The following is a 23477-nucleotide window of genomic DNA, read 5'->3' as shown; positions in this document are numbered from 1 at the left end:
AGCTGAACGATACTTCGCTTTGACTGCCTTAGGATAGGCCATTCAGCGACACAATCAGCACATCATATCCAAATAAAACATCCACGCATGCCCTCCCCCACCGCCCCCTACATCGGCCGCTTTGCCCCCTCCCCCTCCGGCCCCCTGCACATGGGCTCGCTCGTTGCCGCCATGGCCAGTTATCTCGATGCCAAGGTACATCAGGGCACCTGGCTGCTGCGCATCGAGGATCTGGACTATGACCGCAATGTCGAGGGTGCCGATCTGGGTATCCTGGCCAGCCTGCAGCGCTGCGGCATGCACTGGGATGGCGAGGCGACGTGGCAGAGCCGGCGGCTGCCGCTGTACGAGGCGGCGCTGAAACAGTTGCAGGACGATGGCCTCGTGTATGCGTGCGGCTGTTCGCGCAAGGAGATCCAGGATTCAGTGCTGCAGGCGGGCGCGCCCAAGGGGGGCGTCGCCGTGTATCCGGGCACCTGCCGCCATGGCTTGGCGCCGGGCAAGGCGGCGCGGGCCTGGCGGTTGCGCGTACCGCAGGGGCCGCAAGCCGTGTACGGCTTTAGCGACCGCTGGGCTGGTCCGCAGCGGCAAGACCTGGCCGGCGACGTGGGCGACTTCATCGTGCTGCGTGGCGACGGCTTTTGGGCCTACCAGCTGGCCGTGGTGGTCGACGATGGCGCGCAGGGCATCACGCAGGTGGTGCGCGGGGCGGATTTGCTCGATTCCACGCCGCGCCAGCTGTATCTGCAGGACGTGCTGGGCTTGCCCCATCCGGGCTTTTTGCACGTGCCCGTCGTCGTCAATGCCAGCGGCGAGAAACTGTCGAAGCAGACGGGCGCCCTCGCCTTCGACACGGGCACCCATGCGGCCGAACTGCTGGCGTCGGCGCTGCTGCCGGCCGCCCGCTTCCTCGGTCTCGACGTGTGCGCCGACAACGTGGAAGACTTCTGGCGGCAAGCCATTCCCGCCTGGGCGCAGCGGCTGGCGCGCCTGCCCGAACGCGCATAAAAAAACCCGCCGCGGCGCGAGCCGTCGGCGGGTTGCAGCAGGCGCCAGTCGCAAGGGCCGGCGCCAGGCATCAGGCAATTAGAAGTTGCCCTTGAATTGCACCCCAAATTGACGTGGCTCATTGATGAAGCCCGTGCGGTTGTTGAAGTCGATGGCGCCCGTGATACGCTGGGTATCGGTGATGTTGCGGCCAAACGCGGCCACTTCATACTTGCCGGCATCCCAGGTATAACCCACGCGCAAGCCGCCTTCGACCATCGGCTTGCCGGTAAACTCGGCTGTCTCGTACAGGAAGAAGTTGATCTTGCTGCGGTAAGCCCAGTCCGTGAAGACGAAGAATTCGCCGTTTTCCATCGGGATCGAATAGCGGCCCGTGGCCGTGATGGTCCACTTCGGCGCTTGCGGCAGGGGGTTGCCATTGATGATGGCGTTGCCGGCGGCGTTAATCGGATCGGTCACGGTGCAGCGCGCTTTGTCGCACGTAGCGATCGACAGGCTCGGGTCCTTGATTTCCGTGAAGTTGTAGCTGCCGCCCACGGACATCTTCAGGCTCGGCGTGACGAAACCTTCCAGTTCCAGTTCCGCGCCGCGGCCATTCGTCTTGGCCGCGTTGATCAGGCGCGTCACGTTCGACGTGCCGCCCACCACCGTCAATTGCTGGTTTTTCACCTGGTAGTCATACACGCTGAAGGCGACGCGGGCGCGGCGGTTGAACAGGTCGGCCTTGACGCCGGCTTCGTACGAGGTGATGGTTTCCGCATCGGCCACCGTCACGGCTACCCTGTCGCTGGCCGGAGCGATACTTGGCGCGCGGAAACCGGTGGCGATACGCGCGTAGAAGTTCACGTCCTTGTTGTACTTGTAGGTGCCGCTCAAGTCCCAGTTGACCTTGGACTTGCTGACATCGGCGCTGGTCGGATTCTTTTGATCGATGTTGTAGACCGATACCGTGTCAAAATCCTTCTTGTCCTTGGTGTAGCGCAAGCCGGCACGCAGCATGAAATCGTCGTTGACGGCGTAGTTCACGGAACCGAAGGTGGCCCATGCACTATTTTTCTGGCGGCTGGCCAGGTGCGTGGCCAGCACGTGCGTGTCGGTATCGAAGTTGTCGGCGAAGCCGTTGGCGTTTTCGTTGAAGTAGTACACGCCAGCCTGCCAGTTCAGCGGGCCGGCATTTTTCGACTCGACACGGAATTCTTGCGAGTATTGTTTCACGCTGCTGATGCCGTCAGCCGTTTCAACCTGGAAGGGAATCTCGCCCGGACCCGTCGGCGTGCCGCCGTCGATGTCGCCATGCGACACGTAATTGCCGACCTGTTCAAAGCCGGTGATCGAGTACAGCTTGACGCCGTCCAGGTCCCAGCTCAGGCGGGCGCTGGCGCCGTTGGTGCGCAGGCGCTGGAAATTGCGCGCGTTCGTGAACGACTTGTTCGGGTCGAAACCATCGACGATATCGTTCGTGCCCTGCTTGATCAGGTTGGCGTAAAAGACGCGCGCGCTGCCCGTCGTATTGCGCTGGTGCACATTGAAAAGGGCGTTGAAGGTGGTATTCGGCGCATACAGCAGTTGCACGCGTTCGGCGTGTTCGTTGTAGCCGTCCAGCGCATTCTTCTGGCCCGTAAACGTGTTGTCGACGTAATCGTCGCGGTGCTGGCGCAGGGTCGAGAAGCGCAGCGCCCATTCCTTGCTCAGCGGCACGTTGACGGCACCGTCGAAGTTGCTGGTGTTGTGCGTGGCGGTGGAGACGTTGTAATAGCCTTCCACCTTGTCCAGCTTGGGCTTGACGGATTCGAACTTGACCACGCCGGCAGGCGTGTTGCGGCCGAACAAGGTGCCTTGCGGGCCGCGCAAGACTTCCACGCCAGCCACGTCGAAAATCGGATAGCCCTTGAGGATAGGGTTTTCCTGCACCACGTCGTCGTAAATCAGGGAAACAGGTTGCGATGCAAAGATGTTGAAGTCGGTATTGCCATAGCCGCGGATGTAGAAGCGGGGGAAGGTGCGGCCATTCGACGATTCCACGTTCAGGCTCGGTACCTTGCCGGCCAGCACGCGGATGTCTTGTCCGCCGGAGACCAGCACGTCGAGCTTCTCGTCGCGCAGCAGCGACACGGAGACGGGCACGTCGCGGATATTTTCCTTGCGGCGCTGTGCCGTGACGGTCACGGTTTCCAGCTGACTGGCGGCGGGAGCCGTATCAGCAGCGACTTCATCAGCGTAAGCCGAGCCGATAGGCAAGGCAGCGGACAGTGCCAGCATGGCGGCGCTTTTGGCGCACAAACGCTGGTGCATCTTGGACATCTTGATCATGTGGTTTCCCAGAAGTTTAAAAAGAATTGCGAAATCTGTCTTTCTTGCAAGCTGTCTCCGGGTTATATACGGCGCTGGACTATGGTTTGCACCATCACGGTGCGGCAGCGCGAGCGGATGTTCCCCCGCTCTTGGCGTCCTGGCTCTGCCCTGGCTGCCGCGCAAGCGGACAGCGGTAGCGGCCGCATCTAGGGGATGTCTGATGAGCGCCAACTTTTTAGCAAGGCGCCAATTTAATTCAAGCGGCTTATGCGCGGCAAGAATATTGTTATGTAAAATATTTATTCACCAATATTCAAGGCTGACTAGTGGTTATTCAGCCACAATATAGGCATGAGTGTGCTTTTTTGCCGTTTTCCAGCCTGGAGGCCGGCATTTCCGCAAAGCGGTGACGCGCCCCCTGAAGGACACCCCCGGATGGGCTTTTGACTGTAATATCGCCGTACCTGACCCAGCCGTGCTGCCACATCCCGGTGCGGCGGCGCACCGCACCATTGCACCATTACACCCTATCCATGCCAGAACCCAGCCTGCATAGCCACGACTTGCCCACGTCCCCCGCCGCAGCCCAGGCCGCGCATTTATTGCTGGGCGCCCATTGCGACATCATCTGGAGCACGAAAACCTTCGGCCAGTTCGATACCGACCAGCCGTCCTGGCGCGCCTTCACGGGCCAGACGGAAGCCGAACTGCTGGGCCGCGGCTGGCTCAATGCCCTGCATCCGGACGACCGCAACTTGCCTTACGTCATGCCATCGCATCTGACGACCGTGTTCGAAGCGGAATACCGGCTGCGTCACGTCAGCGGCGCCTACCGCAATGTGATCGTGCGCATGCTGCCCGTGCTGGCCCCCGACGGCAGCATCGTTGAATGGCTCGGTTCGCATTGCGACGTGACCCTGCAGCGCCAGACGGAACAGCGCCTGCGCCTGGCCATGCAGGGCGGCCGCATGGGCACGTGGGAAATCGACCTGGGCAGCGGCAGCATGACCTGCTCCGACGCATTCAAGGCCAATCTGGGCTGGCCAGCTGCCAGCAACATTAATTACGCGCAACTGACGGGGGCCATGCTCGACGGCGACCTGCAGCAATGGCAGGCGGTGGTGCACGACGCCATCGCCAACGCCAGCGATTTCGAGATCGACCTGCGCGTGCGCTGGTCCGATGGTTCGCTGCACTGGGCGCACATGCGTGGCACTTGCGCCAGCGATGGCGCCGGCAACGTGATCGCCCTGTCCGGCATCTCGCTCGACCTGACAGCCAGCAAGCAGAACGAGGAAACCCTGCGCCTGACCCTGGCGGCCGGCGAAGTGGCCACCTGGAACTGGGATATCGTCGCCGACCGCGTCACGGCCGACAACAACATGGCGCGCTTGTTCCCCGTCAATACCGGAGCGGCCACGGCGGCGCCGCTGGCGCGCTACCTGGACATCATCCACCCCGATGACCGCGAGCAAGTCAGCGCGCAGATTGCCCAGGCCGTGCAAGCGCATGCGCCCTTCGAAGCCAGCTACCGCGTCGGCGACCATGACGGTCGCTACCGCTCGGTCATCGCGCGGGGGCGCGTGGAGTATGCGCCGGACGGCACGCCCTTGCAATTGCCGGGCGTCCTGCTCGACATCACGCGCCAGAAACAGGTGGAAGACGCGCTGCGCAGCAGCGAGGAACGCTACAGCACGCTGATCGAACTGATGGACCAGGCTTTTTGCGTCATTGAAATGCTGTACGACGAGCAAGGCCGGCCCGTGGATTTCCGCTACCTGGAAAGCAACCCCGCCTTCGTCAAGCAGTCGGGGCTGGACAATGCCATCGGCAAGACCATCCGCAGCTTCGTGCCCGACCATGACCAGCACTGGTTCGACCTGTACGACCACGTCGTCAAGACCGGCGAGCCCGTGCGCTACGAAAACGAGGCCGTGGCCATGGAGCGCTGGTTCGAAGTCTTCGCCGCGCGCCTGGGCGGCCCCGGCAGCCGCCTGCTGACGGTGCTGTTCAGCGACGTCAGCGAGCGCAAGCGCTCGGAACAGCAACTGCGCCAGCTGGCCGACAACCTGTCCGAAATGGACAGGCGCAAGACGGAATTTTTGGCCACCCTGGCGCACGAACTGCGCAACCCGCTCGCGCCCATCCGCAACGGCTTGCAGATCATGCGCCTGGCCGCCGACAAGCCCGCCACCGTGGCGAGAGTGCGCGACGTGATGGAGCGGCAAGTCAACCAGATGGTGCACCTGGTCAACGACTTGCTGGACGTGGCCCGCATCACGCGGGGGCAGATCGAACTGAGGCTGGAACGCACGGACTTGAAAAGCATCATCGCCGGCGCCGTGGAAACGAGCATGCCGCTGATCGAGGCAAGCCGCCACCAGTTGCAGGTGCAACTCGCTGAAGAGCCGCTGCCGCTCGACGCCGACCCCACGCGCCTGGCGCAAGTGCTGGGCAATTTGCTCAACAACGCCGCCAAATACACGCCGGCCGGCGGCCACATCGCCTTGCGCGCCCTACGCGATGGCAATGAAGCCTTGATCGAGGTCAAGGATAGCGGCGTGGGCATCCCCGCCGAATCGATCGCCACCGTGTTCGACATGTTTACGCAGGTGGGACAGAACATGGGCCGCGCCCAGGGCGGGCTGGGCATCGGCCTGTCGCTGGTGCGGCGCCTGGCCGAGCTGCATGGCGGCAGCGCCACGGCGGCCAGCCCTGGCGCCGGCCTGGGCAGCACCTTCAGCGTGCGCCTGCCGCTGCTGGCGCAGGCGCCAGCCATCGCGGCCGAGACCAGCCCCGCCGCCGCCACCGCAACTGGCCGCCATTTTCGCGTGCTGGTGGTGGACGACAATGTCGATGCCGCCGACACCCTGGCCGCCGTGCTCGACATGATGGGCCATGCCACGCACGTGGCCCACGATGGCGCGCGGGCATTGGCCGTGGCGCCGCAATTCCTGCCTGACGTCATCTTTCTCGACATCGGCCTGCCCGGCATGAACGGCTACGAAGTGGCGCGCGCGCTGCGCCAGACGGCGGCCGGCGCCGCCGCCGTGCTCGTCGCATTGACAGGCTGGGGCGCCGAAAACGACCGCAGCCAATCGAGCGCGGCCGGCTTCGACCACCATCTGACCAAACCGGCCAACCTGCTCGCCATCGGCGAACTGCTGGCCGCCCTTTCCACGCCAACAACACACCCAGACCATGACTGATTCCCCGAACCCCGTCCGCCGCCACCTCCTGCTGGCAGGCGGCGCCGCCCTGCTGTGCCCGGCGCCGCCGCTGTTTGCCGCGCCTGCCGTTTCCCCCGCTAACGCCGCAGCGCAACTGGCCGCGCTGGAACAGGCCGCCGGCGGACGCCTCGGCGTTGCCGCCTGGCGCCAGGACAGCGAACTGCGCATCGCCTATCGCGCCGACGAGCGCTTTCCCCTGTGCAGCACCTTCAAGGCCATGCTGGCGGCCGCCGTGCTGGCGCGCAGCACCAGCGACAAGGACATGCTGGGCAAGCGCGTGCGCTATGCAGCAAAGGAACTGGTCACGTATTCGCCGATTACGGAAAAACATGTGGCGGACGGCATGAGCGTGGCCGAGCTGTGCGCCGCCACCTTGCAATACAGCGACAACAGTGCAGCCAATTTCCTCATGAAAATCCTCGGCGGCCCGCAGGCCGTGACCGCGTATGCGCGCAGCATCGGCAACACCATGTTCCAGCTGGAACGCTGGGAAACGGAATTGAACAGCGCCATTCCAGGCGAGGTGCGCGACACGGCCAGCCCCGCCTCGATGGCGCACAGCCTGCAGCACTTATTATTGGGAAATAGTTTGCCGGCCCCGCAGCGCCAGCAGCTGGACGCCTGGATGCTCGGCAACACGACAGGCGACAAGCGCATCCGCGCCGGCGTGCCTGCCGGCTGGCAGGTGGCCGATAAAACGGGCTCGGGCGCCTACGGCAGCGTCAACGATATCGGCGTGGCCTACCCGGCCAGCGGCGCGCCGCTGGTCATCGCCGTGTATTACACGCGCGAACAGAAAAACGCGGACACGAATCAGGACATCACCGCGGCCGCCACGCGCATCGTGATGGCCGCGCTGGCGTGATTACCTCGGCAGGGCGGCCATGAAGCCGCTGTACGTCGACCAGGCGGGGTCGGCCGCGCTGCGGATTTCGATCGGAAATTTTGGATGCGGCGCCAGCGTCGTGTTGAGGCGATTGAAGAATTCTTCGCCCGACTGCGTGTAATAAATCCATTCGCGCAGGTTTTCACCCGTCGATACCAGCGCCAGGGTGGCAAAGCCATCCGCTTCCACCACGGGCGCCAGCGCCGCTTCCAGCTCTTCCATATGCTCGCGCTCGTTCGGCGCGGGCATGCCCGTTTCGTCTTCGTAACGCCAGGCGATGATGATCCGGTCCGGCTGCGACGACAGGTCCCAGTCGTCATGGAAGGCGTCGACATAACGGTAGATGATGGCCATCTCGTCGCTATGCGTGACAATCGTGCCCCAGCTGCGGGCGGAAGTGGAATTCTGGTTCATGGTTGCAACAGTCAAAAAAGAATCGGCAAAGGGCAGGCAGTTTACAACACCGGGGGACAAGTCACATTCCAGGCGTCAAACTGGGCGCCGCTCTTGCGCAGCCAGACGCGGGCATAGCTGTCGCGGTCGCTCTTGAACACCAGCGCATAGCGCTCTTCGGCACGCGGTGCGGCCGCGCCCACGTCGACGGCCGCCAGCGAGAACGGCAGCGCGCGCAGCGGCGCGCAGGCCGTATTGCCCGCCATCAGCAAGCGCGCCCGCGCCAGCAAGGGTTTCTGGTACAGCAAAATGCCTTCCAACTCCGCATCGGGGATGCGCTGCAGCAAGCGCACGGGTTCGGCCACGGGACGGCAGGTACCACGGTCGAGCCAGGCGAAATATTCCATGCCCGCCTCTTGCCAGCGCGCCCGCTGGCCCTCGCCGTGCAGCACGAACTTGGTCCGCTGCGTACGGCACAGCGCGCCATGGCCACGGTAGGATGGCGCTTCCACGCTGCCGACGACTTCGCTGCCACGCCCCCCCACCACGCGCACGCTCTCGAACACGGTGCGCGCGGCCGCCTCGCCCGGATATTGCTGCGCATAAAACTCCAGCAAGGACGCGCGCTGCTGCGCATCCACCGCCACGCCATCGGCGGCAGTGGCAATGGCACACACGGCCGATACGGCAAAGAGCGCGACAGGGCGCATGAAATATCCTGGCATGGCATTCCTTCAATCGGAGTCAAGGGCGGGTATCGCCCAAGCGCCGATTATATAGTTACCAGGAAATGCCAGGCGGACGGCCGTCAGGACGTGCGCAAGCTGGCATCCTTGGGCGCGACGGGGCATCGCCCACGTTCCAGTATAAAAGTGGGGCGCCATCGCTGCGCCCCATTGCACAAGCTGCAATTCCCTCAACGCCTCAGCGCTGGTAATGCTTGAAGAAGTTCCAGCTGATGACGGTGGCATCCGGGCCCAGCTCGTCGCTGAAGGGCCAGCCGGGAGGACCGCCGCTCCAGGCGTGGTTCATGCCCTCGACCGTGTACTTTTGCGCGATGACGGCGCCGTTGTGCAAATAGGTGTCGATGGAATAGCTGCGGCCGTACGGCACGGTCTGGCGCACGATGCTGTCGGCACGGTAGCGCACGCTGTCATTGTCGAGGCCATCGTCGCCATAGTCGCTCGTCTGCACGAACTGTTCGATGGTCTGCTCGCCATTGACGGGGTTGACGACGATGTCGGAAGTGCCGTGGAACACCATCGTCGGCATCAGCCGGCGCGGCGAGCCGGAGCAGCGCCAGGCATCCTTGCCCCGTACTTTCGGGTCGAACGAGCTGCCGTTGAACAGCGAGTCGGCCGCCGTGACCAGGCCGGTGGCGCCCTTGTACATGCCGCCCGAATGCACCATCACGGCGGCGAACACGTCGGAATAACAGGCGGCCATGATGGACGCCATGGCGCCGCCGGCCGAGATGCCCGTCACATACACGCGGCTGTCCTGCACCGCATATTTGCTCTTGACCTTGTTCAAGATGCCCATCAGCACGGCCGGCTCGCCCGTGCCACGCTCCTGGTTCAGCGGCAACATGAAATTCCAGCAGCGCATGGGGTTGGCCGTGACGTTCTGGCGCGGATAGACGACGATGAAATTCTCGCTGTCGGCCAGCTGGTTGTAGCGGCTGACGGCGGCCATGCTGTTGGGCTCGGAACCGCAGCCATGCAGCATCAGCACGACGGGCAGCGGGGTATTCGCGTTGTAATTGCTCGGCAGCCAGACCTGGTATTCGCGCGAGCCCCACAGGCTTGCGTACAGGCCGAAGTCCCACTGCCCGGCCGCCGCCGGCAGCGCGGCCAGCAGGCCGCAGGCGGCGATCAGTGCAGAGAATAAGTGACGCAGTTGCTGATGCAGATGTGCCATGCCAGTCTCCTGATGATTATTCACGACGAAAACAGCGACAACGACCCGGCTTGACGCCCGTCAAGCCGGCACTTCTACACCCTTAAAACTTGTAAGCAGCCTTGGCGATGATCTGGCGCGGCGGACCGTAGAAACCGTCGAGGATGAACACGGCCGGAATGTTGTAGCCATCCGTGCGGTAGCGCTTGTTGCCCAGGTTGCTGCCGTGCAAGCTGAAGGTCCAGTTCTTCGGCGCTTCCCAGACCACACCGGCCGTCCAGATGCTGTAGCCGCCCTGCGCCAGGGTTTCGCTCAAGTCCGTGGTCGGATACACCTTGCTGCGGTAGCCGTAGCCGAGCATGCTGCGCAAGGCGCCGCCGAAGACGTCGCGGTCCGTGCGCGTCACGTTCAAGCCCACTTGCCGGGCGGGCGTATTGCTGAACTTTTGCGTATCCGCAATGTTCTTGCCGCCGCTCATGAACTCGTCATAGCTGGCATTGAGCAGGGCCAGGAAACCGTTGACTTCCCACTGGCGGTTGGGCCGCCACGAGAATTCGAACTCGGCGCCTTTCACGGTCGCCTTGCCCGCGTTCGTGAAGTCGCCATAGAAGCCGGGCAGGCCGCCCGGCTGCACGTAGCTGGTGAAGACGGACAATTGAATGTCCTTGTAGCGGTTGTAGAACAGGGCCACGTTGGCGTCAAACGTATCGTCCGGCGCCGCGTACTTCATGCCCACTTCCAGCGCGTCGAGCTTTTCATCCTTGTAGGGGCGCGCGGAATCGGGCACCACCAGGTTGTTGGCGCGCACGTTGTAGCCGCCGGACTTGAAGCCGCGCGACAGGTTGCTGTAGAAATTCGTCGTCTTCGACGCTTCATAGCGCACGGACAGTTTCGGCGAGGTATTGCTGACCGACAGGGACTTGTCGAAGTCGGCCGCCGTCTGGATGGGCCGCGTAAAGCTGGCATCGGCAAAGGCGCGGTTGAGCACGATGGCGCGCTTTTCCTCGCGCGTGTGGCGCAAGCCCGCATTGATGCTCCACGCCTTGCCCACCGGCCAGGTCCAGTCCGTGTACAGCGCCGTGCTGTCCGTCTCCACCGTGCTGACGGCGGCCTGGAACTGGCGCCCCAGGAAGTTGTTGTAGATGCCGCCACCGGCCGTGCCTTCGAAGCGGTACAGGCCGATCACGCCGGCGCCATAGTCGCCGCTGTACGAGGCCTGCAATTCCAGGCTCTTCTGCTCGTCGCGCGAATCGCCAAACACGTCGGCAATCGGCTGCGGCAAGCCGTCGAAGTCGATGGTCTGCTCGGACGTGCTGCGCCGCTTGGCGCCGATCACCTTCACGGACCAGTCGTTCGACAAGGTGTAATTGGCCACCAGCGAACCGCCGCGGTTGTGCGTGAAGTTGTTGCCAGGCATGCCGCTCTGGATATCGTAGGCGCTGGTGCTGGCGGGCCGCTTGAGCGGGTCAAATGCGCTCACGCCCATGCGCTGGAAGCCGCGCACGCCCGACTTGTCGTCCGTGGCGTCCAGGCTCAGCACGACGGTGAGCGGTATGTCCTGCGGAAAGTAGCCGACGGACAGGCGCGCGGCCGCGCTGTCCTGGTCGCTGACCTGTTCGCCGTTAAACGTGTTGCGGCCGAAACCGTCGCGGTCCAGCTTGGCGGCGGCCAGGCGCGCGCGCCAGGTGCCGCTCTCGTTGGCCACATTGAAGGCGGCCTTGAAGTTGCGCTGATTGTAATTGCCGAGGCCCACTTCCGCCGAGGCGCCGTTTTCCTTCGCCAGCGGACGCGATATGTACTTGATGGCGCCGCCGATGGTGTTCTTGCCATATAAAGTGCCTTGCGGGCCGCGCAGCACCTCGATGCGCTGCACGTCAAACACGTCGAGCAGCGCGCCTTGCGGGCGGGCCATGTAGACGTCGTCGAAATAAATGCCCACGCCCGGGTCCACGCCCCAGACGGGGTCGGCCTGGCCCACGCCGCGGATAAACGCGGTCAGGGTGGTATTGGTGCCGCGCGAGGCGTACACGGTCAGGTTCGGCACGCGCTCCTGCAAGTCGGCCAGGTTCTGGATATTCGCCCGCTCCAGGGCCTTGGCGGAAAACGCCGTGACGGCCAGCGGCACGTCCTGCAGCCGCTCTTCGCGGCGGCGGGCGGAAACGGTGACGGTTTCCATGCGTTCCTTGGCGTCGCTGGCTTCCTGGGCGCTGACAGCAGTGGCCGGAGCGGCCTCCTGCGCCTGGGCCTGGGTGGCAAAGGCGCCGGCAACGGCGAGGGCGGCGGGCATCAATTTCAAAGCAAGTTTCATAGCGTCTCCAGTTTTCAGGCTTGCCTGCCACCAAGACGGACGGCCGGTTTCCAGGATCGCAAGACGTGACGGTACCCGCGCGCTGCCAGCGAGCACCTGCCCTGCGACGACTGCATTCCGGCCCCCTGCCCGTGCGGCAAGTGGCCTGTTTATTTTGAGTTGGTAGTGAGGAAGGACTGCAACAAGGTATTCACACGCTGCGCCTGGTCCAGGGGCGTGGCGTGGCGCGAGTTCGCGATGACTTCGAACGCGCAATGCTGAAACTGTGCGGCAAAGGCCCGCTTGCTCTCGACGGGCGTGTAATCCTGGTCGGCCGCCATGATCAGGAGCGGCATGGCCAAGGCGTCAAAATGGGGCTCTATATCCCAGTGAAAGATGGCGTCGAGCGCCGCCAGGTAGGCGCGCTTGTCCATGCCCGCCATCTGCGTGGCGAAGCGCTCGACCAGGGGCTGCTGTGCCGGATCGGGAAACAGTTTCTTGCCGATGATCTTGCCCATGGGCTTCAAGCCCACGGTGGCGATCACCGTGCGGCGCAGCCAGTAGGCAAACAGCAGCGACGCCGGCTTGCTGCCCTGGAACGGTTGCGAGTTGATCAGGCACAAACTGGCCACCCTGCCGGGCGCGCGGTTGGCCATTTCCAGGCCTACCATGCCGCCCAGGGAAAAGCCGACGATGTGCGCGCGCGGCACGTCGAGCTGGTCCATCAGGTTGAAGAGATCGTTGGCGAAGTCGCCGATCTGCCAGTCGCCGCCAGGCGCGGGACTGGCGCCATGGCCGCGCATATCGGGCACGATCAGGCGGTAGCTGCTGCCCAGGGCATCGATCTGCGGGCGCCAGTCTGCGGCGCAGGAACCGAGGCCGTGCAGCAGAAAAATAGGCTCTGACTGCGCGGGATCGCCCTGCCCCTTGCCGAGGTCGAGGTAATGCAATGGAACATCGGATGTCGTGTGACGCCGCATTCTGTCTCCTTGCTGTTGAACATGCTGTGTGTTCAGGTGCAGGAATAAGTTTTCCTGCTGTTGGAAAACATAATACGGAATCCGAATTCCGATTTCAAGTTAATTCGAAAAATATCTCAGCTCAGGTAATTTAAAGCAACACGCACCAGTTCATCTTCCAGTGCCGCGCCCGACAGGAAGGACAGCGAACCGGTCAAGGTATGCTGGTTCAGGATGCCCAGCAGCACGGGCGGCACGACCATCATCGCCTGCGTGGGGTTCGGGTGGCCGATGCTGGCCGACTTGCTGGCCAGCACGGCCACCGTGCGCTGCGAGATCAGGTGATTGATCTGGTGCACCCTGTCGCGGAACTGCGCATCCTGCGAGGCGCGCGTGATCAAGGCGCGCAGCACGCCGCTGCGCCCGCCATTCACGGCCACGAACATGGCCACCATGGCGCGGATGAACTCTTCCAGGCTGCGCGATTCCCACTGGCGCAGCTCCGTCAGGGCCTCGACCTTTTCCACCATGTCGGAAAAAAAGCGCTGCAGCAGCAAACGGCTCAGGGTGTCCTTGTCGCCCAGCAGGCGGTAGAAGGTGCCCACCGAGGTTTCCGCCAGCCTGGCCAGGTCGGCCACGCCGATTTCATCGAAACGGTTTTCCGCCAGCAATTGTTCGCCCACTTGCAGCAGGCGTTCGAAGGCCTGCTTGCTGCGCGCCTGGGTGGGCTCGGGAGGAACGATCATTTGCGGGAAGGGCATCGGGAAGGAAGGCATGCGGCGTCGGCGTCTCGAATAGTGGAACCTAAGTTCCGTTATGGGGTGCGCGTATTGTAACGCGGGAGACGGCCGATGGGGAGCGCCGCGTGGCAAGCCTCGCGGGTGCTACCTGCCCTGCCATTCCATGTAGACATCGGCGCGCTGGTAATGCGCCTCGCCGGCCGGGCGCGCCACGTGCGTAAAACCGCTGCTTTCGTACAGGCGGATGGCCGGCTGCAGCTTGCTGTTCGACTCCAGGAACAACAGCGGCGCGCCGCTGGCCTCGAAGGCGTCGAAGGCCCGCTCGATCAGGCGGCGGGCGATGCCCAGCCCCTGGCATGCGGGCGTGACGGCCATCTTCGACAGCTCGATGCTGGTGTCAGCGGCGCGGATCAGCGCGCAGGTGCCGACGATCTTGCCGTCCAAACGCGCGAGGAAAATCCGCCCGCCATCGTCGAGGATCGAGCGTTGCGGATCGGACAGCACCTTGTCGTCCAGCGCCTCGACATAAAAATAGCGTTCCAGCCAGTCGATATTCAGGCGCTTGAAGTCGGCCGCGTAATCGGCGTCGTAGTCGATGATCTCCACGGCGGCCCGTTCGCGCTGGCGGCGGCAGGCGGCGATCGTTTCGCCGAAACCCTGCGCCTGCAAGCGCGCTTCGGCCCGGTCCAGGCTGGCCATCAGTTGCGGCGTGCCCTGCTCGAAGACGGCGTCGACGGCGGCGCGCACGTCGTCCCACAAGGGCGCCATATTGCGCAGCAAGGCCAGTCCGGACTCCGACAGCGCCAGCAGGCGGCGCCGCTCATCCCTGGCGTCCGGCAACTCCGCCACCACGCCCGCGTCGAGCAGCTTGCGCCCCAACTGCACCACCACCGGGTGCGTCTGCCCGATCTGCGCGGCCAGCGCCGTGATGGCCGTGGGGCCGTTGTCGCGCAGCAGCAATAACAAGGGAAAACAACGCGAGGTCAGCTCGACGCCCGCCGCCACATAGCTGGCATCGACGCCGGCATACAGTTGATCGGAAAGGCGGCGCAGGCGGCTGGCCAGCATCAGCGAGCCGTAGGTTTGCAGATTGGAAGACATGTCTGATGGATATATGTAAGTAGTTACGTATACCCTAACGTAAACCATGTTTCCCCGTCAAGCACCACGGCCCCGTCAGTCATCCCCGGCCGTCAAGGCCTGCCACCTGGCCTGGAACACCGCATCGACCAGCGCGCCCAGCCGCGGCCATTCCCGCGTCAGCCACAGCTTGCCTTCTGCGCTAGGCTCCACGTAAGGCCGGTCGCGGGTGGCGCACGCCACGCCTTGGGCGATGACCTGCCCCGCATCTTCGAGGCCGCCGGCGATCATGGCGTCGATGGGAAAGGCGATCAAGGTCTGCGCCAGGTGCGGCCGCATCAGGCAGGCGGGCGCAATGATGGCAAACGATGCTTCGGCATAATTCCAGCAGTTGGTGGGCCAGTGCGCGCGTTCGACGGCCGCGATGAAGGCCGCATCGGGGACGCTGTCAGGATGGGCACGGGCGGCGTCGTAGAAGGCGGCCAGCGCGACGAGTTGCGGGGGAGAGGTCCAGGTGGGCATGGGTAGTGGTCCAGGCAGGCGCCGCGACAGGCGGCAATGGCGGACTGTAGCACGGGCTGGCTCGCGCATTGCCCGGGCCTGCCGGACAATCGCCACGGCAAGCCTGACCCCATCTGGCCCAGCCCGGAAGGCGGCTACCGGCAGCCCGACGAGTTGCCCTGCTCGAACGGGAGCGCCAGCGCAAGCACCATCCGCCAGCGCCAGGGGCAGGCTGCGCCTGGCCGCGCTCTTGCTGCAGATGGACTCGTCCGAAGTGGACGCATGGCTGGAAGAGCGGCTGGGATGGTCCGATATCTCTGCCGGGGGCGTATGGGCAGCCATGCGGGACGCCTAGAAGCGTTCGTCGCGTATCGCCGGCATCACCAGCTCCCGCACGAACGCGGCATGCGACAGCTGCAACAGGGTGCGCACGACGGCGACGACATCGTGCACGGGCACCAGTTCGCCCTCGCCCCATTGCGCGGCCTCGGCCAGCGGCACGGATAGCGGGTCGCGCGTATTCAGGTAGCCCAGCTGCAGCGAGGTCACCGCCAGCCGCTGCTCCCTGAAGCCTTCGCGCAAGGCGTCGGCGATGCCGTTCAGCGCGAATTTCGATGCGCTGAAGGTCACTTCCGGGCGCCCGCTCTGGCGCAGGCCCGAAGTAGAACCCGTCAATATCAGCTGGGGCTTGCTACTGCTCAGCAATCTGGGCACCAGGCGCTTGAGCAGCAGGATGGTGGCCGTGATGTTGATATTGATCATCTCGGCGATGGCCTCGTCCGCATCCTCGAGGAAAGCATACTCGTCGCTGAAGGCTTTTTCCTCCCACACGCCCAGGTTGTAGATCACGGCGTCGAGATGGTCCGGCGCTTCGCGCGCAATGCGCTCGACGGCGTCCGCAGGCGAGGCCATGTCCGCCTCGATCCACTGCACGGCGGCGCCATCGGCAGCAGCCAGGTCGGCGGGCCGCTTGCGCGACACGCCGATGACGCTCATGCCGTCAGCGCTCAGGCCATCGACGAAGGCCCGCCCCAGTCCCCGGCTGGCGCCGATAATCATGATCTTCATGCCGTCCCTTTCACTGTGTTCCACGAGTTGTCCCGGGAACGATGATAGCGGCGCATTGTTAAGGAAAGCTGAGGCCGGATAGGCAGGCGCGCGCTCAACCGGGCAGGCGGCGCTTGAGCACCACGGTGGCGCGCGGCCTGGCATCGCGCTCCAGGTGATAGGTCAGCGTGCCGCCATCGGCGCTCACGCTCAGCGTCCATACATTGGTGGCCGCGCCCTTGACCAGTTCGGCCGTGTAAGCGTCGGCAAGGAAGGATTGCGACAGCGCCGAGCCCGTGGCGCTTGCCATGCCGCCATACATGGTCACGGCATCGGGCGTGCCATCCGCGTGGCGGTGCTCATGCTGCAATGCCAGGCCGGATGGCGTGCGGCTGATGATCCAGGTACGCGAGCGGTCTGCGCCCACGTGAAACGGCACCCGGACCTGGGTCTCGCTGCAGACGGCGACATCGGCAAGCAGGCGCTTGCCGGCAAAATCATGGCCGGCGTCCGCCGGATACGTGAGTGTGCCTTCAAATTGCTGGCCGCACAGGCTTTTCAAGGTGGCCAGGAATTGATCGCGCGCATCCTGCGCCTGCGCGGCGCGCGGCGCCATGCAGAGGGACAGGATGGCGATGGCGACGGTGGCGGGAAAGGCGTGCATGGAAATCCTGTCGGTGACGGTGCGTGGATGGAAGGCGTGGCGCAGGGCCAGCTTTACCATGATCACGCAATATTATCAATTAATAATAAGAGTCCATCCCAGTAGCGAGCGTCTTCTGCTGGCAGCACATCAGGAGCGCGGACAAGGCGTGGGCAGGACACGTGACGAGCCAGGCGACGACGCTCAACGCAGTCCCCGCTTCTGAGGCGCGCCAGCGGGAGATGCATTCATCCACCGGGGCAGGCCCCAAGTGCCAGCATGATAATATTCCAGTCCTTCCCAAGCCGTCCGACAAGGATCGAGCATGTCGCTGTACGCCGTCACCCTGCCCTGTTTCGCACAGATGCTGCGATCGTTGACCACGCTGCTGGCCAAGGGAGAAGAGCACGCCCGCGCACGCGGCTTCGATGCCCAAAACCTGCTCGATGCGCGGCTGGCACCGGACATGCATACGCTGGCCAGACAGGTGGAATTTAGCTGCACGCAGGCGCAGGAAGCCGTCTGCCGGCTCACGCGGCAGCCGCTGCCGCGGCTCGCCACGCCGGCCAGCATGGACGATGCCAGGGCCTTGATCGAGCGCACCCTGGCCATCCTTGCCGGCGCGGATCGCGCGCAGATCGACAGCGGGGCGGCGCGGCAAGTCTCCATCGCGCTGCCGGACGGCATGACGTTCGACATGAGCGGCGACGAATACGCCGCGAACTGGGCCACGCCGCAGTTCTACTTTCACCTGGTCACGGCCTACAACATCTTGCGCCACAACGGCGTGCCGCTAGGAAAGGCCGAATATGTGCAGCATATGTTCGCCTACCTGCGGCGCTAGCGGGTCACGCCTACCGGCCGCAGCTAGCCCTTGCGGCGAAACGCGATCTTCTGGTGCGGCAGGAGCTGGGTGACGAAGTCGGCATCGGCGGGAATCGGTTCGCAGAAGAAATCGCGCTGGAAGATGGCAAAGCGGTCGAATTTCTTGGAGCGGAAGATGCCCCTGTTTTTCCTGAACTCGCTGTAGCGGTCGCCCTTGAATTGCTGGTCGACCGAGGTGAACGGCAGCAGCCGTTCGGCCAGGTCCGGAAACACCATGTCGGCATGATCGGCCTTGAATTTCTCAAACGCGGCGAACTGATCGCGGCAAATCACCTGGATCGCCGTTTCCGGAAAACGATAGCGCTGCGTCCACAGCACGTGCCAGCCTGACTCGACCCCGTTGATGAAGTCCGCCAGGCGCTGGCTCAGGATATACGCATCCGATTCGATGTGGATGATCTTGTCCACGCCCAGGGCCTTGGCCATCTCGATGGAGTGCAGGAAACTGCGCCACCATCCTGGATAAGTCGAGACATTTTGCCGGCCCAGGTTGCCGTTGAAGCGGATGATCAGGTTGTCATCGCCATCGAGTGACAAGGGCGCATCGTGCGGCACCGACTTGATGATCGTTTCCGGCGGCATGAATGGCGAGCCGTCGTCGATCATGAATTTCTTGTCGGCCTTGATCGGCTTTTCATTATTGTAGTAATCGAGCCATCGCTGATAGCGGTCATCCCATGCCTGGCGGTCTTTGATGTAGCTGGTACAAAATATGATGGATTTCATTGATAGAGACGTTTAACTTTATGCTAGCGATGCCAGTGGTCAAATCTGCGCGAAAACACAGGCAAGACTTGCCATGATTGGGATTATCGCCTGATTATCGCATGTATCAAGCTGCGCTGTATGCAAGAAAAACCCGCCTTGTCCTCTGTCAAAGCGGCGCTTTTCCACCTGGCAAACCGCGCGACGCGACGGCATGCGAACGCGGCGCCCGCGCACCAGGCGCTGGCCGCGCGCTCCGAAAGCGGCCGGTGCCGGCAACGTTTACTCGAAGGAGGGAAATGCGTATGCTGCGTAAAGCAGTTTTCTTCCATAAAACAAATAAACGAGACTCATGCCTACCTTCGATCATGCTGCGGCACGCCCCCTGACCCAACAAGACTACAAGACGCTGTCGCTGGCCGCCCTCGGCGGCGCGCTGGAATTCTACGACTTCATCATCTTCGTCTTCTTTGCCAACGCCATCGGCCAGCTGTTCTTTCCACCGGAAATGCCGGACTGGCTGCGTTTGCTGCAAACCTTCGGCATCTTCGCCGCCGGCTACGTGGTGCGCCCGCTGGGCGGCATCGTCATGGCCCACTTTGGCGACTTGCTCGGCCGCAAGCGCATGTTTACGCTCTCCATCCTGATGATGGCCGTGCCGACCTTGCTGATCGGCCTGCTGCCCACCTACGCCAGCATCGGCCTGGCGGCCCCGCTGCTGCTGCTCTTGATGCGCGTCTTCCAGGGCGCGGCCGTGGGCGGCGAAGTGCCGGGCGCCTGGGTCTTCGTTTCCGAGCATGTGCCCAGCCGCTACACGGGCTTTGCCTGCGGCGTGCTGACGGCCGGCCTGACGGTAGGCATCCTGCTCGGCTCGCTCGTGGCGACCGGTCTGAACACCGTCTACACGCCGCAAGAAATCAGCGATGGCGCCTGGCGCTATCCCTTCCTGCTGGGCGGCATCTTCGGCTTCGGCGCCATGTATCTGCGCCGCTGGCTGCATGAAACCCCTGTCTTTGCGGAAATGCAGCAGCGCAAGGCGCTGGCCACGGAAATGCCCTTGAAATCCGTGCTGCGCAGCCACCGCGGCGCCGTCTCCGTGTCGATGCTGCTGACCTGGATGCTGTCGGCCGGCATCGTCGTCGTCATCCTGATGACACCGGCCCTGCTGCAAAAGATCCACCACATCGCCCCGCGCACCACCTTGGTCGCCAATACCGTGGCCACCCTGTGCCTGGCCTTCGGCTGCATCATCGCCGGCATGCTGGCCGACCGCCTGGGCGGCAAGCGCGTGATCTTCACCGGTTCCGTGCTGCTGGCCATCAGTACCTATATCTTCTACACCACCATCGGCAGCCGCCCCGACCTGCTGCTGCCCCTGTATGCGATGACGGGCCTGTGCGTCGGCGTCGTCGGCGCCGTGCCGTATGTGCTGGTGCAAGCGTTTCCGGCGCAAGTGCGCTTCTCGGGACTGTCGTTTTCCTACAACTTGTCGTATGCGATTTTCGGCGGCCTGACGCCCGTTGTCGTGACACTGATGCTGAAAAACAACGTGCTGGGTCCCGCCTATTACGTGATCGGCGTGTGCGTGATCGGCATGCTGACGGCGCTGTTCATCAAGGATCAGCGGCAGACCGTGGGACGCTAGCGCCCCCTGCGGCAATCACTGCAGCAATCTTCCCCCAGGCAGGCGCCCGTTGCGCCTGCCATCCCTCCCAGGCTACCGGCATGCATGTCCAACATCGCGCACTGATCATCATTGACATGCAACAAGGCATGGCCAGTCCCGCCGCCGGCAAGCGCAACAATCCCGCCGCGGAACGCCGGATCGCCACCCTGCTGCAAGCCTGGCGCGCAGCGGACGCCACCGTCGTGCATGTGCGCCACATGTCCAGAACGCCAGGCTCGCCGTTCTGGCCCGGCCAGCCCGGCGTGGAATTTCAGGCAGCGTTGGCGCCCTTGCCCGAAGAGCATGTCGTGGAGAAAAATGTGCCCGATGCCTTCATCCACTCGGGACTGGAACGCTGGCTGCGCGTGCGCGGCATCGGCAAGCTGGTCATCGCGGGCGTCAGCACCAACAATTCCGTCGAGTCAAGCGCGCGCACGGCGGGCAACCTGGGCTTTGACACGCAAGTCGTCGCCGATGCGTGTTTTGCGTTTGCTCAAGTCGATTATGCGGGCACATCGAGAACGGCGGACGAGGTGCACGCGATGGCGCTGGCCAATTTGCACGGCGAGTATGCGCAAGTCGTGGTCACGGCGGACGTGATCGATGCACTGGCGGCCCTTGCCCAGCAGCAGCATGCCAGCTTGCCCGCCAAGCGATAGCAAACACACGACAGTGGCGCTGAAAAAGCATCGCCAACCGGGTCTTCGGCACCTTGCCAGCAAGCACACACAAGCCTGCGCCGCCTTAGGGCGGTTTTTTTTCGTCCGATTTGTCGCGCTGCACCAAATTCTGAAAAGACATTTCACATCGCGGAATTTCGAACGGCAGACTCAGCCATGAATCCTCTCACTTTTTGAAAATTCATTCCACATCATGAAAAACAATAATTAAGCCTTTGAAAAACAAAGACTTAATTTAAGTTATATGTCTTATATAAGACTTGAAGATCAGCGCGAATCAGCCTACTATTTAGTCATGCAGTTTGCTTCGACAAGACGTTGTGGCGCACTCGGCGATTTTCTCAAACATAGCTTTTCTTTTTAGGAGATTCACATGTCCCAATATCAAGACGACATCAAGGCTGTTGCCGGTTTGAAAGACCAACAAGGTAGCGCCTGGAACGCCATCAATCCCGAGTCCGCCGCCCGCATGCGCGCCCAGAACAAGTTCAAGACGGGCCTGGACATCGCCAAGTACACGGCCAAGATCATGCGCAACGACATGGCTGCCTACGATGCGGACCCATCCAAATACACCCAGTCGCTCGGCTGCTGGCACGGCTTCATCGGTCAACAGAAGATGATCTCGATCAAGAAGCACTTCAACAGCACCGACCGCCGCTACCTCTACCTGTCCGGCTGGATGGTCGCCGCCCTGCGCTCCGAATTCGGCCCGCTGCCGGACCAGTCGATGCATGAAAAGACCGCCGTCTCGGCACTGATCAAGGAACTGTATACCTTCCTGCGCCAGGCCGATGCCCGCGAACTGGGCGGCCTGTTCCGCCAGCTGGACGCGGCCCAAGGTGCTGAGAAGCAAGCGATCCAGGCCAAGATCGACGGCCACGTGACCCACGTCGTGCCCATCATCGCCGACATCGACGCCGGTTTCGGCAATGCCGAAGCGACCTACCTGCTGGCGAAACAGTTCATCGAAGCGGGCGCCTGCTGCATCCAGATCGAAAACCAGGTATCCGACGAGAAACAATGCGGCCACCAGGACGGCAAGGTCACGGTGCCGCACGAAGACTTCCTGGCCAAGATCCGCGCCATCCGCTACGCCTTCCTGGAACTGGGCGTGGACGACGGCATCATCGTCGCCCGTACCGATTCGCTCGGCGCCGGCCTGACCAAGCAGATCGCCGTCACCAATGAACCGGGCGACCTGGGCGACCAATACAACTCCTTCCTCGACTGCGAAGAAGTGTCGGCCGACGCGCTGGGCAATGGCGACGTCATCATCAAGCGCGAAGGCAAGCTGCTGCGTCCAAAACGCCTGCCAAGCAACTTGTTCCAGTTCCGCGCCGGTTCCGGCGAAGAGCGCTGCGTCCTCGATTGCATCACCTCGCTGCAAAACGGCGCCGACCTGCTGTGGATCGAAACGGAAAAACCGCATATCGCGCAAATCGGCGGCATGGTCAGTGAAATCCGCAAGGTCATCCCGAACGCCAAGCTGGTGTACAACAACAGCCCGTCGTTCAACTGGACCCTGAACTTCCGCCAGCAAATCTTCGACGCGATGAAAGCGGCAGGCAAAGACGTGTCCGCCTACGACCGCGCCCAGCTGATGAGCGTGGAATACGACCAGACGGAACTGGCGGCCCAGGCCGATGAAAAGATCCGCACCTTCCAGGCCGACTCGGCCCGCGAAGCCGGCATCTTCCACCACCTGATCACCCTGCCGACCTACCACACGGCCGCCTTGTCGACCGACAACCTGGCCAAGGAATACTTCGGCGACCAGGGCATGCTGGGCTACGTGGCCGGCGTGCAGCGCAAGGAAATCCGCCAGGGCATCGCCTGCGTGAAACATCAAAACATGTCCGGCTCGGACATCGGCGACGACCACAAGGATTACTTCAGCGGCGAAGCGGCATTGAAAGCTGCCGGCAAAGACAACACCATGAACCAGTTCTGAGCTTTTGGCTTGACGGTAGAGTGACCAAGCCCGCTTCGGCGGGCTTTTTTGCATCTGCGCCGCCGGCGGGCGGCAGTTGCGTAGGTCGGCTTGGCGGAACGCGTAAGCCGACCATGCACAGGCGCAGGCGCATCGGGCGCTGCGGCCTGCGATCCCCCTGGCAATAGCGCGGTTACCAAACTCACTACCGGCAATCGATATCGATCTCGTTCTGCCCGGCCTTGCGGCCTTTCCTGTAGGTGAACTCGCACTGGCTGACGCTGTCGTCCATCCTCCGCGACAGCGTGACTTCGCCATGCACGCCATAACTGCATTGCAGCCACTTGCCGTCTGGATAACGGCCTTCCAGCCGATAGCTGAGCGTCGTTTTCCCTTGCTTCGTGCGCTGCCCGCTGGGCACGAGTTGCCCTCTACGCTGCGGCGCGCCATCGATCGGCGCGGCGGCGCTCAGGTAGAGCGGGCCGCCGATATACGGCGTCCAGCCGGCCGGTACGGCGTTCAGGCTGATCGTTGACGCAGGCACGTTCTCCGGGCAAGCATGCGCGGCGGGCATCGCAGCCTGCGCGAACACAGGAAACAGGCAGCAGGCGATGCCGCTCAACCAACGTTGATGTTGCATCGA

20 protein-coding genes are annotated in these 23477 nt (G+C 63.3%); 7 read left to right on the top strand and 13 right to left on the bottom strand.

The window, feature by feature from the left end:
• Window positions 1-87: 87 nt before the first annotated feature.
• On the top strand, window positions 88-1008 hold the full coding sequence (gene gluQRS / locus AC3RCJ_RS07270; protein ID WP_492960352.1) for a tRNA glutamyl-Q(34) synthetase GluQRS: 921 nt from the start codon (window positions 88-90) through the stop codon (window positions 1006-1008).
• A gap of 78 nt (window positions 1009-1086) precedes the next feature.
• On the opposite strand, the gene AC3RCJ_RS07265 is transcribed toward gluQRS, so the two are convergent.
• Window positions 1087-3318, bottom strand: a complete 2232-nt coding sequence (locus AC3RCJ_RS07265) for a TonB-dependent receptor (RefSeq protein WP_492960350.1) — start codon at window positions 3316-3318, stop codon at window positions 1087-1089.
• A gap of 515 nt (window positions 3319-3833) precedes the next feature.
• On the opposite strand from AC3RCJ_RS07265, the gene AC3RCJ_RS07260 reads away from it, so the two are divergent.
• Both AC3RCJ_RS07260 and bla read left to right on the top strand, forming a co-directional pair.
• Window positions 3834-6509 carry a hybrid sensor histidine kinase/response regulator gene (locus AC3RCJ_RS07260; RefSeq protein ID WP_492960348.1) on the top strand — a complete coding sequence of 892 codons (2676 nt, stop codon included), beginning with the start codon at window positions 3834-3836 and terminating at the stop codon, window positions 6507-6509.
• Window positions 6502-7395, top strand: coding sequence for a class A beta-lactamase (bla, locus tag AC3RCJ_RS07255; protein WP_492960346.1), 894 nt, complete (start codon window positions 6502-6504; stop codon window positions 7393-7395). Before AC3RCJ_RS07260 ends, bla begins: the two co-directional genes overlap by 8 nt.
• Here the strand turns inward: bla and AC3RCJ_RS07250 are convergent, their stop codons facing one another.
• The 10 genes from AC3RCJ_RS07250 to AC3RCJ_RS07205 form a co-directional block, all read right to left on the bottom strand.
• Window positions 7396-7830 (bottom strand): DUF695 domain-containing protein, encoded by a 435-nt coding sequence (locus AC3RCJ_RS07250; RefSeq protein ID WP_492960344.1) that lies wholly within the window; start codon window positions 7828-7830, stop codon window positions 7396-7398.
• A gap of 41 nt (window positions 7831-7871) precedes the next feature.
• Window positions 7872-8519, bottom strand: coding sequence for a hypothetical protein (locus AC3RCJ_RS07245; RefSeq protein WP_492960343.1), 648 nt, complete (start codon window positions 8517-8519; stop codon window positions 7872-7874).
• 214 nt (window positions 8520-8733) lie between these two features.
• Window positions 8734-9729 (bottom strand): extracellular catalytic domain type 1 short-chain-length polyhydroxyalkanoate depolymerase, encoded by a 996-nt coding sequence (locus AC3RCJ_RS07240; RefSeq protein ID WP_492960341.1) that lies wholly within the window; start codon window positions 9727-9729, stop codon window positions 8734-8736.
• A gap of 82 nt (window positions 9730-9811) precedes the next feature.
• Window positions 9812-12016 carry a TonB-dependent receptor gene (locus tag AC3RCJ_RS07235; RefSeq protein ID WP_492960339.1) on the bottom strand — a complete coding sequence of 735 codons (2205 nt, stop codon included), beginning with the start codon at window positions 12014-12016 and terminating at the stop codon, window positions 9812-9814.
• Between the two features lie 149 nt (window positions 12017-12165).
• On the bottom strand, window positions 12166-12975 hold the full coding sequence (locus AC3RCJ_RS07230; RefSeq protein WP_492960337.1) for an alpha/beta fold hydrolase: 810 nt from the start codon (window positions 12973-12975) through the stop codon (window positions 12166-12168).
• 116 nt (window positions 12976-13091) lie between these two features.
• Window positions 13092-13730 (bottom strand): TetR/AcrR family transcriptional regulator, encoded by a 639-nt coding sequence (locus tag AC3RCJ_RS07225; RefSeq protein ID WP_492960335.1) that lies wholly within the window; start codon window positions 13728-13730, stop codon window positions 13092-13094.
• A 108-nt stretch (window positions 13731-13838) separates the two neighbouring features.
• Window positions 13839-14795 (bottom strand): bifunctional helix-turn-helix transcriptional regulator/GNAT family N-acetyltransferase, encoded by a 957-nt coding sequence (locus AC3RCJ_RS07220; RefSeq protein WP_492960333.1) that lies wholly within the window; start codon window positions 14793-14795, stop codon window positions 13839-13841.
• Window positions 14796-14870: 75 nt separating this feature from the next.
• Window positions 14871-15296 carry a hypothetical protein gene (locus AC3RCJ_RS07215; protein WP_492960331.1) on the bottom strand — a complete coding sequence of 142 codons (426 nt, stop codon included), beginning with the start codon at window positions 15294-15296 and terminating at the stop codon, window positions 14871-14873.
• Window positions 15297-15626: 330 nt separating this feature from the next.
• Entirely contained in the window at window positions 15627-16343 is a 717-nt protein-coding gene (locus tag AC3RCJ_RS07210) for an SDR family NAD(P)-dependent oxidoreductase (protein WP_492960329.1), read from the bottom strand.
• A 94-nt stretch (window positions 16344-16437) separates the two neighbouring features.
• Entirely contained in the window at window positions 16438-17052 is a 615-nt protein-coding gene (locus tag AC3RCJ_RS07205) for a hypothetical protein (RefSeq protein WP_492960327.1), read from the bottom strand.
• Between the two features lie 238 nt (window positions 17053-17290).
• Between AC3RCJ_RS07205 and AC3RCJ_RS07200 the strand changes: the two genes are divergently transcribed.
• The gene (locus AC3RCJ_RS07200) at window positions 17291-17809 is read left to right on the top strand and encodes a DUF1993 domain-containing protein (RefSeq protein WP_492960325.1); all 519 of its coding nucleotides are present in this window, start codon (window positions 17291-17293) and stop codon (window positions 17807-17809) included.
• A gap of 23 nt (window positions 17810-17832) precedes the next feature.
• Here the strand turns inward: AC3RCJ_RS07200 and AC3RCJ_RS07195 are convergent, their stop codons facing one another.
• The gene (locus AC3RCJ_RS07195) at window positions 17833-18576 is read right to left on the bottom strand and encodes a hypothetical protein (RefSeq protein WP_492960323.1); all 744 of its coding nucleotides are present in this window, start codon (window positions 18574-18576) and stop codon (window positions 17833-17835) included.
• Between the two features lie 331 nt (window positions 18577-18907).
• On the opposite strand from AC3RCJ_RS07195, the gene AC3RCJ_RS07190 reads away from it, so the two are divergent.
• The 3 genes from AC3RCJ_RS07190 to AC3RCJ_RS07180 all read left to right on the top strand — a co-directional run bounded on the left by AC3RCJ_RS07190 (window position 18908) and on the right by AC3RCJ_RS07180 (window position 22855).
• On the top strand, window positions 18908-20200 hold the full coding sequence (locus AC3RCJ_RS07190; protein WP_492960321.1) for an MFS transporter: 1293 nt from the start codon (window positions 18908-18910) through the stop codon (window positions 20198-20200).
• A gap of 80 nt (window positions 20201-20280) precedes the next feature.
• Window positions 20281-20880 (top strand): cysteine hydrolase family protein, encoded by a 600-nt coding sequence (locus AC3RCJ_RS07185; RefSeq protein ID WP_492960319.1) that lies wholly within the window; start codon window positions 20281-20283, stop codon window positions 20878-20880.
• Between the two features lie 394 nt (window positions 20881-21274).
• Window positions 21275-22855, top strand: a complete 1581-nt coding sequence (locus tag AC3RCJ_RS07180; protein WP_492960317.1) for an isocitrate lyase — start codon at window positions 21275-21277, stop codon at window positions 22853-22855.
• Window positions 22856-23039: 184 nt separating this feature from the next.
• Here the strand turns inward: AC3RCJ_RS07180 and AC3RCJ_RS07175 are convergent, their stop codons facing one another.
• Window positions 23040-23474 (bottom strand): STY0301 family protein, encoded by a 435-nt coding sequence (locus AC3RCJ_RS07175; RefSeq protein ID WP_492960315.1) that lies wholly within the window; start codon window positions 23472-23474, stop codon window positions 23040-23042.
• Between the last annotated feature and the right edge of the window lie 3 nt (window positions 23475-23477).

The sequence above is a fragment of the Janthinobacterium sp. GW822-FHT07H11 genome, from assembly GCF_058798615.1.
The sequence above is the reverse complement of the archived record's forward strand: the minus strand, read 5'-3'. Positions and strand labels throughout refer to the sequence as shown.